Source organism: Skermanella aerolata KACC 11604, assembly GCF_000936425.1.
Taxonomy (GTDB): Bacteria; Pseudomonadota; Alphaproteobacteria; order Azospirillales; family Azospirillaceae; genus Skermanella; species Skermanella aerolata.
The window spans coordinates 250,985-267,691 of record NZ_AVFK01000001.1 but is presented as its reverse complement, the minus strand read 5'-3'; the positions used below and the strand labels follow the sequence as shown (position 1 = coordinate 267,691).

General features: G+C 63.7%; 12 protein-coding genes. 10 read left to right on the top strand and 2 right to left on the bottom strand.

The window, feature by feature from the left end:
* Window positions 1-52: 52 nt before the first annotated feature.
* From N826_RS01200 to N826_RS01170, 7 genes are all read left to right on the top strand, one after another.
* On the top strand, window positions 53-1,051 hold the full coding sequence (locus N826_RS01200; RefSeq protein WP_044425492.1) for a dihydrodipicolinate synthase family protein: 999 nt from the start codon (window positions 53-55) through the stop codon (window positions 1,049-1,051).
* Window positions 1,052-1,105: 54 nt separating this feature from the next.
* Window positions 1,106-1,756 carry a TRAP transporter small permease subunit gene (locus N826_RS01195; RefSeq protein ID WP_084720396.1) on the top strand — a complete coding sequence of 217 codons (651 nt, stop codon included), beginning with the start codon at window positions 1,106-1,108 and terminating at the stop codon, window positions 1,754-1,756.
* Window positions 1,753-3,627, top strand: coding sequence for a TRAP transporter large permease (locus tag N826_RS01190; RefSeq protein ID WP_044425491.1), 1,875 nt, complete (start codon window positions 1,753-1,755; stop codon window positions 3,625-3,627). Before N826_RS01195 ends, N826_RS01190 begins: the two co-directional genes overlap by 4 nt.
* A 61-nt stretch (window positions 3,628-3,688) precedes the next feature.
* Window positions 3,689-4,288, top strand: a complete 600-nt coding sequence (locus tag N826_RS01185; RefSeq protein ID WP_169789271.1) for a YoaK family protein — start codon at window positions 3,689-3,691, stop codon at window positions 4,286-4,288.
* 178 nt (window positions 4,289-4,466) lie between these two features.
* Entirely contained in the window at window positions 4,467-5,720 is a 1,254-nt protein-coding gene (locus N826_RS01180) for a four-carbon acid sugar kinase family protein (protein ID WP_044425489.1), read from the top strand.
* Window positions 5,717-6,721: a 4-hydroxythreonine-4-phosphate dehydrogenase PdxA gene (pdxA, locus tag N826_RS01175; protein WP_044425488.1), complete on the top strand. Its 1,005-nt coding sequence runs from the start codon at window positions 5,717-5,719 to the stop codon at window positions 6,719-6,721. Before N826_RS01180 ends, pdxA begins: the two co-directional genes overlap by 4 nt.
* Window positions 6,722-6,824: 103 nt before the next feature.
* Complete coding sequence (locus N826_RS01170) at window positions 6,825-7,589, top strand: DeoR/GlpR family DNA-binding transcription regulator (RefSeq protein WP_044425487.1); 765 nt, start codon at window positions 6,825-6,827, stop codon at window positions 7,587-7,589.
* A gap of 57 nt (window positions 7,590-7,646) precedes the next feature.
* Here N826_RS01170 and mntR read toward each other — a convergent pair whose 3' ends face one another.
* Complete coding sequence (gene mntR, locus N826_RS01165) at window positions 7,647-8,096, bottom strand: manganese-binding transcriptional regulator MntR (protein WP_244619396.1); 450 nt, start codon at window positions 8,094-8,096, stop codon at window positions 7,647-7,649.
* 185 nt (window positions 8,097-8,281) lie between these two features.
* Here mntR and N826_RS01160 point away from each other — a divergent pair, with 185 nt between their 5' ends.
* Window positions 8,282-9,637, top strand: coding sequence for an Nramp family divalent metal transporter (locus N826_RS01160; RefSeq protein ID WP_244619397.1), 1,356 nt, complete (start codon window positions 8,282-8,284; stop codon window positions 9,635-9,637).
* A 48-nt stretch (window positions 9,638-9,685) separates the two neighbouring features.
* Here N826_RS01160 and N826_RS41450 read toward each other — a convergent pair whose 3' ends face one another.
* A complete protein-coding gene (locus tag N826_RS41450; protein WP_084720394.1) occupies window positions 9,686-12,415 on the bottom strand; it encodes a metallophosphoesterase family protein in 2,730 nt (909 codons plus the stop codon).
* A gap of 108 nt (window positions 12,416-12,523) precedes the next feature.
* On the opposite strand from N826_RS41450, the gene N826_RS01145 reads away from it, so the two are divergent.
* Together N826_RS01145 and N826_RS01140 are read left to right on the top strand one after the other, a co-directional pair.
* Complete coding sequence (locus N826_RS01145; RefSeq protein WP_044425482.1) at window positions 12,524-13,546, top strand: sigma-54-dependent transcriptional regulator; 1,023 nt, start codon at window positions 12,524-12,526, stop codon at window positions 13,544-13,546.
* A 200-nt stretch (window positions 13,547-13,746) separates the two neighbouring features.
* Complete coding sequence (locus tag N826_RS01140; protein WP_147040044.1) at window positions 13,747-16,695, top strand: vWA domain-containing protein; 2,949 nt, start codon at window positions 13,747-13,749, stop codon at window positions 16,693-16,695.
* Window positions 16,696-16,707: the final 12 nt, after the last annotated feature.

Sequence of the window (16,707 nt, the reverse complement as noted above, 5' to 3'; positions counted from 1 at the left end):
TGGATACCAGCCCGCGGCAGCCTCTTCCTTTACTCGCGGACAGGAGATCGTGATGTCAACTTCCCCGCAGGACGACCGCCCGCAACACGACCGGTTGTGGGTCCCCCTTCTCACCCATTATCGGCGGCAGGGAGCGTCGGTCGAGATCGACCCGGAACGGATCGCGGCGCATCTCTCGTTCATCCGGCCTTCGGTCCGCCAGTTCCTGCTGGCGGGATCGACCGGCGACGGCTGGGAAATGAGCCTCGATCAACTGCTTGTGCTGGTCCGCCTGACCGCCCGCGCCGACCTTTTTCGGGGCGCCCGGTTCCTGGTCGGAGCGCTTCGCCCCACGACGGAGGGCGTCATCGAGTGGGCTCGGGCCGTTGAGAACACGCTCGCCGACATGAAGACGCCCGCCGGCGAGTATTGCGGGCTTGCGGTGTGCCCGCCGGTCGACGCCGGGGCCAGCCAGCAGGACATCGTCCGCCACTATGAGCGGGTCCTCGCGGAGACCCGAAGCGAGATCGCCGTCTACCAGCTTCCGCAGGTCACGCACTGCTCGATCGAGCCCGAGACGATGCGCGCACTCGTCGCCAATCCACGCGTCACGATGTTCAAGGACACCAGCGGCAAGGATGCGGTGGCCTTGTCCGGCTTCACCGGCCCCATCATGGTGCGCGGCGCCGAGGGCGACTATGTCGATATGCTGAAACCAACCGGTCTCTACCAGGGATGGCTCCTCAGCACCGGCAACGCCTTCGGCTCCCAGCTCCGGCGGATGCTCGACCTGCTCGAAGCCGGCCGCAGCGAGGAAGCGCAGGCGGTTTCCCGCGTGCTGAGCGTCGTGGTTTCCGAGATGTTCGCTGCCGCCGCCAAGTTGCCGTTCGGCAACCCCTTCTCCAATGCCAACCGCGCCGTCGACCATCTATGGGCCTACGGGGCCGGATGGGAAAGGGCCCCTGCCCCGCTGACGATCTCCGGCAACGAACTGCCGAGGGAACTGCTGGAAGCGGCGGCCGATCTGACCGGACGTTTCCCGGCGCTGCCGGAGCACGGCTACCTTGGATAAACCTTGCCCCGGGGCCTTGCCGTTCCGGCTGTCTGCGCCCCAGGAGGATACCCGTTGCAAGCATTGTTGGGCATAAGCCGCGGCATCGACGCCATGAACAGGTGGGTCGGCCGCATAGCCGCCTGGGCCATCGTGATCGCCATCCTCGTCTCCGCGCTCAACGCCATCGTGCGCAAGGTCATCGGCACCTCGTCCAATGCCTGGCTTGAGCTTCAGTGGTATCTGTTCGGCGCCGTTTTCATGCTCTGCGCCGCCTGGACGCTGATCGAGAACGAGCACATCCGCATCGACATCGTGGCGAACCGGTTCTCGCGGAAAGTCCGGAACTGGATCGACGTAATCGGCCACGTCTTCTTCCTGGGCGGCTTCTGCGCCGTCCTGATCTATACGTCGATTCCCTTCTTCCTGAACTCCTACGCTTCGAGCGAGGTTTCGACCAATGCCGGCGGCCTGATCATCTGGCCGGCCAAGCTCGCGATCCTGGTCGGCTTCATCCTGCTGGCGCTCCAGGCGGTCAGCGAGCTGATCAAGCGCATCGCCATCATGCGCGGTGTCCTTCCGGACCCCGGTATCGGCGGTCATCACGATATCGAAGGCGAAGTCGAGCGCCTGCTGTCGATCCAGAAGGAAAGCGCGGTCGGAATACCGGCGGACGCCGATTCCGGCGGCGCCCCGGCGCCAACATCTCCCAGGAGCCGCCCATGACGGAAATCATCGCGCAGAACATGGCGCCCATCATGTTCGTGGCGCTCGTCCTCTTCCTGCTTCTGGGTTATCCCGTCGCATTCGCCCTCGCCGCGAATGGCCTCCTGTTCTTCGTGATCGGCGTCGAACTGGCACCCTATTCCGGCGGTGAGATCACGCTGTCCTGGCCGCTGCTCCAAGCCATGCCGGAACGCGTGTTCCAAACCATGGCGAACGAGACGCTGCTGGCGATCCCGTTCTTCACCTTCATGGGCCTTATCCTGGAACGCTCCGGGATGGCCGAAGACCTGCTGGACACGATCGGCCAGCTGTTCGGTACTATTCGGGGCGGCCTTGGCTATGCGGTGATCTTCGTCGGAGCGCTGCTGGCGGCGACGACGGGTGTCGTCGCCGCATCCGTCATCTCGATGGGACTGATCTCGCTGCCGATCATGCTGCGCTACGGCTACGACAGGCGGCTGGCAGCGGGCGTCATCGCCGCATCGGGAACGCTGGCGCAGATCATCCCGCCCTCGCTCGTGCTGATCGTCATGGCCGACCAGCTCGGCCGTTCGGTCGGCGACATGTACGAGGGGGCCTTCCTGCCGGGTCTGGCGCTAGCGGGCCTCTATCTCGTCTATGTCTTCCTGGTCACCCTGATCAAGCCCGATGCCGCTCCTGGACTGCCGCTGGCCGCCATCGGCTATCACGAACCGAACGGCACGCGCGGCGTCTGGCAGCTCGGGCTGCTCGCCGTGTTTTCCGGGCTGGTCGGCTATTATGCCATGAGCCGGACGGGCATCGGCGCCGGTGCCGATTTCGTCATCCTGCTGATCTCCATCGCGGTCGTCGTCGCGCTGACCTGCGCCCTGATAAACCGCTTTCTGGGCGCCCGGCACTTGGTCGCCACGGTGTTGCTGACGGCCGTGATGATCGGCGCCTACCTGTATTTCAGCCAGAACGGCGGCATGACGGAAAGCATCCTCGCCGAGATCGTCGCCGCGGCCGGGATCTACGCGCTGCTGGCCGGTCTGGGCGAGCGGCTGACGGGCATCCGGTTCATGTCCACGATCGCGGAGCGGGTTACCTTCGTAATGGTGCCGCCGCTGCTGCTGATCTTCCTGGTGCTGGGCACGATCTTCATCGGACTGGCGACGCCGACCGAGGGCGGCGCGATGGGCGCGCTGGGCGCGGTGATCCTGGCTGGCGGCAAGCGCTTCCTCGACCGCAACCCGGCCCGGCTCAACATGAGCATCATCAAACAGGCGACGGAATCCACCGCCAAGCTGTCCGCCTTCGTGCTGTTCATCCTGCTCGGCGCCCGCGTGTTCTCGCTGACGTTCTACGGCGTGAACGGCCACGTCTGGGTCGAACATCTGCTGACTTCGCTTCCGGGAGGCCAGACCGGCTTCCTGATCGTGGTCAACATCATGGTGTTCCTGCTGGCGTTCTTCCTCGACTTCTTCGAACTGGCGTTCATCGTCATTCCGCTGCTGGCGCCGGCAGCCGAGAAGCTCGGCATCGATCTGATCTGGTTCGGCGTGATGCTGGGCGTCAACATGCAGACCAGCTTCATGCATCCGCCTTTCGGCTTCGCCCTATTCTTCCTGCGGTCGGTGGCGCCGAAGATTCCCTATATCGACAGGGTCACGAAAAGGCGGATGGAGCCGGTGGAGACCAGCCAGATCTACTGGGGCGCCGTGCCGTTCGTCGTCATCCAGTGCATCATGGTCGGGCTGCTGATCCTGTTCCCCGACATGGTGATGCACTACAAGGCTTCGGAAACTCAACTGGACCCGGCCGAAGTACAGCGTCAGTTCGACAACCTCATCCCCGCTCCGGGAGACGGAGACCTGCCGTCGTTCGACCTGGAACCGCCTAAGATCGAGTAACGCGGCAGTTCCGCCCAAACCCCCGCAACTGGCGCCCGGAACTCGAGTGCAGGAGGCCGAAGTGGTTCGAGCGATCGTTCTGGCGCTGATCGCCGGCTACGTGGACACGGTCGGCTACCTGCACTTCAACGCGTTCGCCGGGTTGATGACCGGCAACACCATCTTCATGGGGATCGAACTCGCGACCGCGCAATATGGCGCGGCGGTCTTCCATGGCATCATCATCCTCGCGTTCCTGTTCGGCGTCATCGCCGCGCGCCTGATGATCCAAGTCGGCATCAACAGCTTGTTCGCCATGAGCACCGCCAGCGGCCTTCTGATCGCTTGCAGCTTCATCGACAAGACCACCGCGGCCGTCCTGCTGTCGCTGGCCATGGGCATGCAGAACTCGGCCGCCAACCGTTTCAACGGCGTCGCGCTCAACACCGTCTTCATCACCGGCAACCTGCAAAAGCTGGGCGAGGAATTGGTCACATGGCTGTGGCCGGGCAAGGAGGGCGCGGCGCGCCAAGGCGCCTTGATCTTCGCCCTGGTCTGGCTGGCCTATGCGGTCGGCGCCGGTTCGGGCGCCGTCGCCGTGAACCATTTCGAGAAGCCGCTGTTCGTCCCGGCCTTCATCCTGCCCTTCATCATGCTCCGGTCGCGCCCAGTCGGTTCCTAGGCGACTTGCCCAAAGTTGCGCATTTTGCGCATAGTACATTGACATATTCGTGCAAAATGCGCATTTTGACGCGTTGACAGTGTCGATGACTGCGCGGATTGCGCATGAGGAGAGTTCATGAAGCAGGAGATCCTCGCCCATACGGCGGCCGGCGCCGCAACGCCGGAGAGCCGATAGCATGGCCTCCCGCTGGCTGATACTGGCCGACGACCTGACGGGAGCCGCCGACTGCGCGATTGCTTTCGCCAAGCAGAGCGTCGCGTCGGTGGTCGGCTGGGGCGACGGCGCGGGATCGGGGACCGCCGTGTTCTCCTACAATTCCGACAGCCGTGGACTGACGGCGTCGCGGGCGGCCGAGACGCATCGAGCGGCGCTCGGCAGGCTGCTCGACCGCGACAGCGTCCTGTTCAAGAAGATCGACTCCACCCTGCGCGGCCAGCCTGCCGCCGAGACGGTCGTGGCCATCGAAGCCGTCCGCAATCGCTCGGGCTCGGCGTTCGGGATCTTCGCGCCGGCCTTTCCCGCCACCGGCAGGACCACCGATCAGGGCCGCATCCTGGTCGGCGGCAAGCCGCTTGAGGAAGCGGAGGTTTGGCGGCGCGACCATAGCTATCCGAACGCCGATCTTGGCGAGGTGCTGGGGTCGGTCGGCATAGCGGTGGAGAAGGTGCCGCTCTCCACGATCCGGAGCGGCGCGGATGCGTTGCGGGCGGCTTTCGCGCAACTGGCATCCAAAGGCGACATCGTCGCCGTCTGCGATGCGCAGACTGAAGACGATCTTGCGCGGATCGCGCAGGCGAGCCTGCCCGTCCAGCCGTCCGTGTTCTTCATCGGAAGCGCCGGCCTTGCCCATGCGCTGGCCGATGCGACGCCCGGCGAGCGGGCCGCTCCGGTCGCACTGTCCGTCACGACCGGCGGCGTGCTGATCGTGGTCGGCTCACTGGCGGCGGCGTCGCGGGCGGCCGCACGGGACCTTGCGGCGATGCCGGGGGTCCGGCGTGTCCCGGTCGAGCCGGCGCTGCTGCTGGATGCCGCAGCGGTGGCCGGCCGCGCAGCTCTAGCGCGCACCGTAACCGAGGCACTGGACGGCGGCGACGACGTCCTGGTCGAAATCCTCATGGGCGACGAGCCGGACCTTGGCATCGGTCCGCAGCTGACAGAGGCCCTGGCGGAGACGCTGAAGCCCGCGGCGCCCTATATGAGCGGTCTGGCCGCAACCGGTGGCGAAACGGCGGCGGCCCTGCTCGACCGTTTTGGGGTGAACGGCATCCGCCTTGTCGATGAAATCGAACCCGGAGTTTCCCTGGGGCTGACACTCGGCGACTTTTCGCTGCCCGTCGTCACCAAGGCGGGAGCGTTCGGCGACCGGGGAAGCTTGAGCCGGATAACGGAACGACTGCGTTCCATCAGACAAAAGGGAGAACTGGCATGAGCCGTCCGACGATCGCGATCACCATGGGCGATGCCTCCGGCATCGGGCCGGAAGTCATCATGAAGGCGCTGGCGCAGCCGCAGGTGCAGGAGATGTGCAACCCGCTGGTGGTCGGCGATGCCGAACGCCTCCGGACCGCCGGCAAGATCGTCGGCGCTTCGCTGCGGGTCGACAGCCTGGACGATCCGGCGCAGGCCCGCTTCGCACCCGATGCGGTGCAGTGCATCGACCTCAAGCTGATCCCAGCCGATCATCCCTTCGGGCAGGTCTCGCCCATCTCCGGCGAAGGCGCCTTCCGGTACATCGAGCGGGCGGTCAGGATCGTCGAGGCCGGCCAGGCCGACGCGATCTGCACGGCGCCGCTCAGCAAGGAGGCGCTGCACGCCGCCGGACACAAGTATCCCGGCCATACCGAGCTTCTGGCGATGCTGACGGGCACGCCGGAAGTGTCGATGATGCTGGTGTCGCCGAAGCTTCGCGTGATCCACGTGACCACCCATGTCGGGCTGATCGACGCGATCGAGCGCATCGAGCCGGGGCTGGTGGAGCGGGTGATCGGCCGCGCACAGGACACCCTGGTCAAGGCGGGCATCGCCTCTCCCAAGATCGGCGTCTGCGCGATCAACCCCCATGCCGGCGAGAACGGCCTGTTCGGCCGGGGCGAGGAAGCGGCCAAGATCATCCCGGCGGTCGAAGCCTGCAAGGCCAAAGGCTGGAACGTCCACGGCCCGCTGCCCGCCGACACGCTGTTCTTCCTGGCTGGGCGCGGCGACTACGACATCGTCGTGGCGATGTACCACGACCAGGGTCACGGCCCGATCAAGGTGCTGGGGCTGGAAGCCGGCGTCAACATCACGGTCGGGCTGCCGGTGATCCGCACCTCGGTCGATCACGGCACCGCATTCGACATCGCGGGCAAGGGCATCGCGGACGAGCGGAGCCTGATCGAAGCGTTGAGGCAGGCGGTCGATCTGGCGCCCAAGCGGCTCGCCGCCGCCTGATCTTTTCCGGTGACCGCCGCGCCGCGGCAAGCTTCCCAAAGCCGCGGTGCGATGATAGACACCCGCCGGACTTGTAGCCCGATCCGATAGGGAAAGCTTGACGATGCGCAGCAAAGAGCGGCGTTCGCTCCTGTTGGAGACGCTGCGGACGGGGGAGGTCGATGTTGACGACCTGGCAAGCCGCTTCGGCGTTTCCGCATCCACTGTCCGCCGCGACCTCCAGCACCTGTCGAGCACCGAAGGTGTCCGCCGGACCTATGGCGGTGCCATGCTGGCGCATCCCGTCGCGGAAGAGAGCCTCAACCAGCGGCAGTCGGTCAACGGCGAGCAGAAGTCGGCGATAGCCAAAGCCGCCCTGGCGCTTCTCGCCGAGGACGACATCGTCATCCTCGACGCGGGATCTACCGTGTCCGCCTTCGGCTGCCTGCTGAAGAGACGCCGTCACCGGATCATCACCAACAACCTCGCCCTGCTGCCGACCCTGTCCGATTCACCGGAGACCGAACTGGTCGTCCTGGGCGGCACCCTGCGCACCACCAGCATGAGCACCGTCGGTCCGCTGGCGATGGATGCGATGCGGCGGCTGACTGCGGACAAGGCGTTCCTGAGCGCCGACGGCGTGGTCGCAGGGCGCGGGCTGTGCGAGGCAAGCCTGGATCAGGTGGCGCTGAAGTCGCTGATGATGGAACAGGCGCGCGAAGTCGTGGTACTGGCCGATGCGACCAAGCTGTCGCGCTCCAACCAGTCGGCCTGGGCTCAATTGCCGTGCCGCTGGACGCTGGTCACGGACTGGCGCGCCAGCGACGAGGATTGCGAGGCTTTCGCCGCATGCGGCGCGAGCGTCATCCGGGCCGCTGCCGACGCCTGACCGGTTACGCGGAAAGCCGGGCGCCGTCGGTGTTGTGGTACGGCGCTGCTGGCCCGGCTACCGGCTGTCGCGGATGAAGCGCTCAAAAGCGGACAGGGTTTCGTCGCTGACATGGTGCTCGATGCCTTCGGCGTCGCGTTCCGCCGTCTCGTCAGCGACACCCAGGGCCTTGAGGAAACCGAGGACGACTTCGTGGCGACGCTTGGAGCGCTCGGCCATCGCGCGGCCGCTTTCAGTCAGGAAGACCGACCGGTAGGGCAGGCTTTCCACCAGCCCGTCGCGTTGCAGCCTGCCGATAGCCTTGACCACCGTCGGATGCGAGACGCCGAGACGCCGGGCGATGTCGGCCGCGCGCGCCTCTCCCGTCGCCTCAATCAGGTCGGCGATCAGTTCGACATAGTCTTCGGCCACCTCCACCTGATGCGCTTCGCGGACCCGCTGGAAATTGGCGGCCTGTTTGTCCGCATCCGGCATTGCCTGTCCCCGGCCCATTCCCAAGCTTGTCACCTCTCCATCCAATTCCCGCGCCACCCTCTGTCACCGTCGGTCGGCATCGGCGCACCCTACCCCATCGAAATGTTGATCGCAGGTGCGAATTAATGAACTATAGCCCAGGCTATATGTTTTGCATCAGGCAATATCGTCGGTCCGGTGTCAGCGCAAGCGTGGAAGATCCAATGGATTCATGGGCGGTGAGCAAACCTGTCGAGGACGAGCGGTTCGGCGACAGGCTTACCGGATGGCGCCGGGAGCGCGGGGATGCCCCGCTCGCGGACGTCAACCGGACGATCGCCATACCGCGCTCCGGACCAGGGGCCCGCAAGCTCGCGGCGTTCATCGGCCCCGGCTACCTCGTCGCAGTCGGGTACATGGACCCGGGCAACTGGGCGACGTCGATCGCCGGCGGATCGCGCTTCGGCTATACGCTGCTGGTCGTGGCGCTGGTTTCCAACATCATGGCCATCGTGCTGCAATCGCTGTGCGCCCGCCTTGCCATCGCGTCGGGGCGCGACCTTGCGCAGGCCTGTCGGGACGCCTACCCGCGCCCGGTGTCCCTCGTCCTCTGGTTCCTGGCCGAACTCGCCATCGTCGCGACCGACCTTGCGGAGGTGATCGGGACGGCGATCGGCCTCAACCTGCTGTTCGGCATTCCGCTGGAAATCGGCGTGTTGATCACGGCGCTGGACGTCTTCCTGATCCTGTATCTTCAGCGGCTCGGGTTCCGTTACCTGGAAGCCCTGATCGTGGCGCTGCTGGCGGTCATCGCGATCTGCTTCGGCGTGCAGGTAGCCCTGGCCGATCCGCAATGGGGCGAGGTAATCAAGGGCTTCGCGCCGACCACGGCGATCGTGACCAATCCGGAGATGCTGTATCTGGCGCTCGGCATCCTGGGTGCGACGGTGATGCCGCACAATCTCTACCTCCACTCCGCCATCGTGCAGACGCGGGCCTATGGCGGATCGATCCCGGAGAAGCGTGAGGCGCTGAAATACGCGACCATCGATTCCACAGTGGCGCTGATGTTCGCCCTGCTGATCAATGCCTCGATCCTGATCCTAGCCGCCTCGGCGTTCCACGGCACGGGACGTACCGAAGTCGCCGAGATCGGCGAGGCGCACGGATTGCTAGCCCCGCTGCTCGGAGCCGCCATTGCGCCGACCCTGTTCGGCATCGCCCTGCTGTGCTGCGGGCTGAATTCGACCGTGACGGCGACGCTTGCGGGTCAGGCCGTCATGGAAGGCTTCCTGGATATCCGGCTGCCATCCTGGCTGCGGCGGCTGGTCACCCGGCTGGTGGCGATCGTGCCGGCCGCCGTGGTGACGCTGTGGTACGGCGAGTCCGGTACGGCTCAACTGCTGATCCTCAGTCAGGTCGTCCTGAGCTTGCAGTTGTCCTTCGCCGTCATCCCGCTGGTGACGTTCACGTCGAGCCGCGCCAAGATGGGAGCACTGGTGGCACCCAGATGGCTGGTGATCTTCGCCGGCGTCATCGCCGCCGTGATCGTGGCGCTCAACGTCAAGCTGCTGGTCGATTTCGCGCTGGGGTGAGTGTGGCGGCGGCGGCGGCGGGAACATGTCCCCGCTGGACGTGGAGGCTTACAGGAAGCGGGCCGTACCGCCGGTGCGGAGATCTTTTGCCCACGCGGGAGTGTTTCTCGATGCCGGGAGTGACGAAGCAAGATCGGCAAGAGCCTTCCGGGCATCCGCGATAGCCGAAGAACCGTTGTTGTTCACGGCACCCTGCGACGGCCTTGTCTTTGCGGCTTTCGGCGACACGCCTTTTTCAATTGCCGTCAGCATCGAGTGGACCGTAGATGCCTTACCGGCAAGGACGCTGTTTCGCGACATCGTGCCAGCGCGCTCGAATACCTCGGCAATTTGGCGCAGGGGTTGGTGAAGGGGATCGCCAGGGCCTTTCCGCAACCCGGCCAGCGCGGCGAGGCATGCCAGCACCGGATCGTCCTGCTCAAGGTGCCTCTCAGCGAGGTTCAGATACAGATTACGCCAGAGTGAGTCCCGTTGGCTCCCTGGGAAGGTTGAGCTTGGGCGAGGCAGGGCGCAGCGTTCCCAGGCATCGGCCAAGGCTGTCATTTCCTCCAAGCCCGTGGTCCCCGGATCGCAGCAATCCAGGAAGCCCGCGATATGATAAGGGGTGGAGGCCAATCCGATCCATTCATCCCAGAATGGAACATCATGTCCGCGCCGCCGGGAAGCCAGGATGGCATCTACCGCGATACTGGAACCGTGCCCTGTTGCTTGGGCGATGGCCCTCCCGACGGCAGGATGGCGCGTCAGGACGACCTTGCGCCCATCGCGTTCCAATGATCTCAACTCGAACCTGAGTAGGTGAAGGAATTCAGGATTGTTTTCCAGCCTGTCGAGTGCGATCTCGGGCGATTTGTCCGGGCAAAAAATGGAAGCCAGCGTCTCGATCGTCAGGATCGCCTTGCCCTCGCCATGCACGGCGCCGGCGACACCCAGAAGCGTTTGAATGCTTGGTGTGAGATTTCCATGGATCGAGGTTCGCAGACGCTCGATCAACGCCTCCGAAAACCTGCCTTCCCGCTCGTCCAGGACAGCTTTGGCTCCCAGCAAGGACCAGCAGGGATTGTCGGGAAAGGTGGTGTCCTGTCCTGGTTCCCCAGGCTGATCGCTTTGCGGGAACGTCGCTTGCGGGAACCATCGTTCCTTTCTGTCCGGAAGGCCCCATTCAACAACTACTATCTGGTCGAAGAACCTCCAGTGCTCATCGATGAGTTTCGCTTGCAGCCTGTTCCAGTGCAGATGATTGCCTTCAAGCAGGAAGGCCAGCTGCCTGTTGGATTTTGCCTGCGCCTGCTCGACCAGACTGATGACCTTCAAAAGATCCTGAGAGTCGCGCGGGGTGCGGAGGGCGAGAAGAATAGGGAGGCTGCCGATTTCTCTGAGCTCTCCCGGCAAGTTGGCTGGAATGGGATCATGCTCATCCTGTATGCGCACGGTCCAACCCGCGACCGCCATTGCATGGCACACTTGGAGGAACGCCGTGGATGAACCTTCGCCAAGCGGAGCTTGTAGTCGGACCACCGTAGCCGGCCGACGATTGATAGCCATCAATCTTTGGGTCGCTTCGACAACAGGGGCGCAGTCTATGTCCAGTTCAGCGGCAACCGGCAGGGTCGGCTGCCCAAAATTCGCAAACCGTTGCCGGTCGGCAGAGCTGGGAGGTGGCTGGAGTGAGGCACACAGTGTTTTCCATCCCAGTTCCCAGGAACCGGAATTCGACCCGGTAGCCGAAGAGGGCAGAATTATGCGGTAGCAATCCCCATCCCTTGGCCAATTGCCCAAAGTGTCAGCGAGAATAAAGCCCCCTGCCGACCAGACACGTGGAGAAAACTTAAGGAAATCGTCACCCGTGTTCCACTCGATCAGATTGTATCCGACGATGCGTACCTTGCTTTCCTTGTTTCCATGTGATGGAGAATCGATCGCATGCGCCATAAGCGCCAGGAAACGGCTTGCATCTTTGCGATTTTCATCGGTGATATCCGGTATGTGGCTATGGCCGTGGAGATAGATGGCCCTGTTCTCGGCCAGCAGATCGCGGATATTCTGCCTTTCGCCATTTTCGACAAAGTACAGCGGATGGTGACCCAAAACCAGCGTCAGGGCAGCGGATGGCTCGTGGGTGAGGGCCTGCCGCAGCAATCCAGCGCCGGGCCAGGCATGCTTCTGGGCATCTTTTCCAGGACGGTCCTCGCACCAAGCGGTGTTGAGGCTGATGACTCGCAGCACCCGACCAGCCGGAGCGGGCAGGAGGTCGACATGATAACCGTCCGCCGTCATCCAGTGTGGACCGGCCGGGCCAGGAAACGGTGCAAGGGAACCGGCGAAGGCAATGAAAGGCTTGAAGCGATTGATGACGTTGCTACGGGCGGCGAGACCTTCGCTGCCGGGGAGCCCCATCCTGCCCTCGCTGTATTTAACGATGGTCTCCTGATTTGCATAGTCGGCGGTGAAATCCACGTCATGATTTCCTGGAACCACGTACCACCGCGCATTCCCAAACGCCGGCATTGCCGACAAAGGCTGGACAATCCACTGGCGGAAAAGGGCGTATTCCGCTTCCTTTGCCTTGCAGGCGATGTCGCCGGTTACAGCAACTATATCGATGGATTGATTTTCGACATCCTGCGCGAGGGAGTTGATAAATCTTGCTATACGTTTTTCTTGATTCGGTGAAGATGAATCAATCATACCCACGTGTGCATCACTCAAATGCAGAATCCGTGTGGTTTCTTTCAAATCAAACTTCGGTTTTATCAAGTCAACTAAGACACCATCCATCTTTCACCTGCACACCTATGCATGCAACTACGACGCAGTGGATTTTGATTCGTTTTACAGCTCAAGTTATACTACCTTTGATGCTGCTGACGTCAAGGAATCGTGGCGATGAAGATTATCAGATCTGTTCCCGGTAATTCGGCGGCTTCGGCCGGTGGTGAAGGCGGTTCCGGCGGCGCGCGGGAACTGGTAGCCGAATCCCAGGCTATGAAACGCTTGCTAAGCTATGTCCGCAAGATCGCACCGCAGCCTGGACCGGTGGTGATCTGCGGGCCGACCGGCACCGGCAAGACCCGGCTGGCACAGGAAATTCATCGCCTTTCAAAGCGCTGCAACGGTCCCTTCATAAAGAAGCACTGTGCGGTCCTGGCGGACGGCACGATGCTGTCCGACCTGTTCGGACATCGGAAGGGCGCCTATACCAACGCCTTGACCGACCGGCGCGGAACCTTGATGTCCGCCAATGGCGGGACGTTGCTGCTGGACGATATCGACACGCTGCCCCTGCTGGGTCAGCAGCGCCTCCTGAGCTTTCTCGACGATCAGACGGTGACCCGGCTTGGCGATGACGAAGGCGAGGGACGACGGGTCGACGTCCGGATCATCGCCACGACCAACAAAGACCCGGAAGCCCTGGTGCAGAAGGGCCTGTTCTGTCTCGACCTGCTGCACCGGCTGGACCAGTGGCGGCTCGTGGTCCCGCGCCTGCGTGACCGGCCGGAGGACATCGCGGAGCTGGCGCGCTGCCTGCTGGCGGAATTCCAGGAAGACAACTCCGGAAGCGACGCATCGCCGCTGATGTTCGACGACGGAGCGATGGAACTGCTGTGCGCCCTGCCCTGGGACGGCAATATCCGTCAACTCGAGGAAGTTGTGCGTAACCTCGCTTTGTTCGGTGAAACGAAGAACGGGACCATCACCCAGGAGGTGGCGATCCAGGTGCTGTTCGTTCCAGGCAATGCGCCGACCACGACCCGCATGGTCATTTCTCCCGACCTGACCGAAGACGCCCGTTTCCAGCACGCCCTGAAGCTTACGGGCTGGGACATCAGCAAGGCCGCCCGCATCGCCGGATGCTCGCGCGGGACCCTGCATTCCCGCATAACGGCGAAGGGGTGGAAGCGCCCCTGACAAGCTGTTCAAAGTTCGCCGCACCTGTGTCCGTTGAACAGGTGCTGCTCTGCGCTTTAGTCGAAAATCCCTTTTGAATCAGCGTCCACCGCTCTGGCATCGAATTTGCCATTCCTCCTTGCAAGGGTTTTTGCCCGTAAGGGACGAATTTAAGGCGGATGCAGATGCGCGCGATACTGTCTATGGCCATGATTTGGATCATGCTGGCTGCTCATGGAGCGCTGGCGCAGACAGCCGGTCAGGCACCGGCGATGGTCCAGGGAACAGGCGCGGGCGATCAGTCGCTGCCGCCTTTCGATCTCCTCGTTTTTCTCGACCGGTCCAAGACGATCTTCACGGGCGCCGGCGCCGGGGCGCCCAACGAACGGGTCGCGGAGATGCTGCGCACCGTGTTCGAACGCCAGATCGACGGTGGAAGGCGGACCTTCGTCGCGGCCGGTGACCGGGTGAACCTCTACACCTTCGGATCGGACGTCAAGACGATCGCCGAGCGGGTCGACGGCGGCAGCCGCGAGGCCCTGAACGCCGCCGTGGGACGGTTCGGCGATGTCGCCGGTGACGAAAATACGGATTTCAGCCGTCTGCTGACGGCTGTAACGGAAAATCCGGTCCTCAATGCGCGGGACAACCGGTTGAAGCTGGTGATGATCGCCAGCGATTTCGTCGACGATCCGTTCAACAACGCGCGCCGCACCAAGGACAAGCTGGGCGTCTGCGATCTGCTCGACCAGTACAGGAACGGCAAGAAGACCCGGCTCGATCCGCAGATCAAGTCCCTGGCAGACCTTCTGGAGCAGTCGGCGGCCGGCGGATCGGTCCGCCCTTATGTCGGGATGCTGATCGTCGAGCCCAAGAAGGAGGATTATCCGGGTCTGAAGTTGTTTGCGGACAACAAGGACAACTACCTGAACTGCGTGTTGCAGACCGTTGCCGCCGCCGCCATACCGACCACCCTGGCCGAGAATATCGGCGCCGAGCCCATCCGCTACGACGAGGTCGCAAACGATGCGGACGCTTTCGCCAAGCGGTTCGTGGATGCCGTATTCCGTGCGACCCTGCCGCGCCTGCTGATCGAGGGCGGAGAGTGCCGGCAGCGCCGGCAAGGTATCGAATGCACCCTTGCCCTGCGGAACAGCGCCAGGGTTTCCAACGCGGTGTCGCGGGTGCGCTTCTTTCCGGACGGCAAGGATCAGGTTCCGTTCGACGTTTCCGCCAACATCCGGCTGGCCCCAGGCCAGGCAGGCACCCTGACGTTACCGATTCCGGCCCCGGAAGCGGCGCGCCTTGCGGCTGGCAGGATCGTTGTCGCCATTGAAGACGAAGGCGTCGGCACGTCGGCTCGCAAGGAGATCGGGCTCAACATCCCGAGCGCTCCGATCATGCGATCCATCGAGTCCTCACGCACCCTTGCGACCGAACCGCTGAGGGTGACGGCGATGGTCGAGAACCCTAACCGCGAACCGATCGTGCCGAAGGCGCTCCGCTTCTTCGACGCTGAGACAGCCGGCAATCCTTTGGGTGAATCGCTGCTCGACACCGCCGCTGCGTTCGAACCGGGAGGCAGCGCCGCTCTGACGGTTGCGGCTCCGCTGATGGCGCAGCAGAGATTGCTGCGCAGCGAACCTGTCTACGCCACCGCTGGCTTCATGATGCCTGACAGTGAAACTCCGCTCGAGTCGCAAAGGCTTCGGGTCGGCATTCCTAACCTCACTCCCCTGATCGTTTCCAAGGCGCGGGTCGAGTCGGCGGAAGGGTCGCAGACCGAGTTCGACCTGCTGATCGATGTTCAGAATCCCAGCGGACCGTCGAAGCGCGTCACCGAGATCAGGCTGTTTTCCAAATCCGAGGGCGAGCCGCCTGTCGGCAGCATCGTCGTCCCGCAAGGGCAGGAAATCGGCCCACTTCCGGTTCCGTTGCGTCTACGCTTACCCAGCAGCGTCAGCCAGCTCGTCACGGGAAGCCTCTATGTCGCGGTGGTGGATAGCCAGACCGGCCAGCCTTCGGCCATCGTTGCGGCAACGGCTCCCCCTACTTTGGCCCAGTTGCGCCTGACCAAGGCTGAAATCCGACCGGCGGCGGAAGATGGGCGGTTCGAGCTGGAAGCCGTGGTCGAAAATCCGGGTGGCGCCAACAGCAGCGTAATGGAGATCAGCCTGCATTCGGGACAAGGCGGCCCGCTGTTCAAGCGGCTTGTCGTGCCTGCGCCCAGAAGGGCCGTGGGTGGCCGCCGTAGCCAGACCGTCATCTTCCCCTTGACCGAAGAAAGCGACCGCGACGTGGTGGAAACGCGTGGACTCGAAGCCGGGTGCATCGACGGCCTGGGCAAGGAATGCGCCAACCGGATCACCATTGCCAATTCGTTGAGACCTACGCCCTTGCAGATCCGCTCGGCGGCTTGGGGGGAACCAAAGGACGGAAACCCGACCCTTGCCCTCGATTTCTTCAATCCCGGCGGGATCAGCGTGACGCTGGAGAGGCTTTTTGTGGAGCGTCCCGGCAACCCGGCCGGCCGCCTCCAGTTGCCGCTCCCCAATCCGGTGGACGTCGGTTACCAGAAGACCGTCAGGGTATCGGTCGTGTATCGCGAGGAAATATGGGAACAGGCCCATCCGCGCGACAGGGTCATGCTGGTTCCGGAATGCAAACAGGTCGACTGCACCGGCGTAAAGCGGGAGGTCCCTGCCCTGCCCGAAACAGCTCTCATCATGTCGAAGGAGGGCGTCTCGTGGACAGTGGACGGGGCGGCGCCATCCGTTACCATCACCGTGCGCAATCCGCTGGGATTTCCTCAACCGGTCAAATCCGTCTGGCTGGCTGCCGACGAAACCGGCAGGCAGTCCATGCTTGTCACGAACTATGCCGGTGCCGCACGGCCGCGAGTTCCCGAACGGCCCGGCGAACTCAAGCTGCCTGTCGCCTTCGGACAGGAAACCATGGGGCTTTTGGGAGGCGAGCAGATATTCCTGTGCGTGGTCGGCGCCTACGATGCCGACGCCCTGGCGGAGTCCTTCAACTGCCGTCAACCTTGGCTGGCGGTGCCGGTTGGGAACCGCAGCGCCGTCAAGCCGGTGATCAATCCGGAGAACGCCTTCGAGCGGCAAGCCCGCCGGTTGACTGTACGGGCTGCCAATGACGGCGCTTTGCCGTAAAAGATCTTCGCG

What these genes read in the sequence shown, in the direction of transcription:
- N826_RS01180 (WP_044425489.1), top strand. Translation starts at nt 4,467, where the DNA reads ATGGCCTCCCGCTGGCTGATACTGGCCGACGACCTGACGGGAGCCGCC.
- N826_RS01145 (WP_044425482.1), top strand. Translation starts at nt 12,524, where the DNA reads ATGAAGATTATCAGATCTGTTCCCGGTAATTCGGCGGCTTCGGCCGGT.
- N826_RS01140 (WP_147040044.1), top strand. Translation starts at nt 13,747, where the DNA reads ATGCTGGCTGCTCATGGAGCGCTGGCGCAGACAGCCGGTCAGGCACCG.
- N826_RS01170 (WP_044425487.1), top strand. Translation starts at nt 6,825, where the DNA reads ATGCGCAGCAAAGAGCGGCGTTCGCTCCTGTTGGAGACGCTGCGGACG.
- N826_RS01200 (WP_044425492.1), top strand. Translation starts at nt 53, where the DNA reads ATGTCAACTTCCCCGCAGGACGACCGCCCGCAACACGACCGGTTGTGG.
- pdxA (WP_044425488.1), top strand. Translation starts at nt 5,717, where the DNA reads ATGAGCCGTCCGACGATCGCGATCACCATGGGCGATGCCTCCGGCATC.
- N826_RS01190 (WP_044425491.1), top strand. Translation starts at nt 1,753, where the DNA reads ATGACGGAAATCATCGCGCAGAACATGGCGCCCATCATGTTCGTGGCG.
- N826_RS41450 (WP_084720394.1), bottom strand. Translation starts at nt 12,415, where the DNA reads ATGGATGGTGTCTTAGTTGACTTGATAAAACCGAAGTTTGATTTGAAA.